Annotated in this window: 1 protein-coding gene; it reads left to right on the forward strand. The window is 47.6% G+C overall.

What is annotated here, in order from left to right:
* Positions 1–391: ABC transporter substrate-binding protein (locus NE664_13805; GenBank protein ID MCQ4727708.1), on the forward strand; the 391-nt coding region annotated here is incomplete at its 5' end.
* Positions 392–462 lie beyond the last annotated feature (71 nt).

Here is a 462-nt window from a genome sequence, read left to right on the forward strand (position 1 = left end):
GGCAGAGGAACTCAGCAGTTCAGGACCATTCTACGCGGCAGAGTGGACCCGCGGTTCCAAAATTGTGTTGAAGAAGAATCCGAATTACTGGGATGCGGCAAATGTAAAACTGGAAACAGTCAACATGGTGCTGGCACAGGACGAGAATACAAGAGAGCAGATGTTTAATCAGGGCCAGCTCGATATCTTGAGAAAGGTCCGCAGTGAGTACGCGGATACATTAAAGGCCAAAATTGACGGAGGCGAGGTACAGCTTTTAGAGGGACCGCAGCCGAGATACAGTTATATCTGCTTTAATAACGAGGATCCGGATGGGATCTTTACCAACGAAAAAATCCGTATGCATTCTCTATCGCTCTGGACAGAGAATCGCTGGTTAAGAACGTTATGAAGAAGGATCAGGCTGCATACGGTATGATTCCTTACGGTTTGAGTATTGGCGAGGAGCTGTTCCGGGATGTT

It is taken from the genome of Anaerotignum faecicola, from assembly GCA_024460105.1.
Classification (GTDB): domain Bacteria; phylum Bacillota; class Clostridia; order Lachnospirales; family Anaerotignaceae; genus JANFXS01.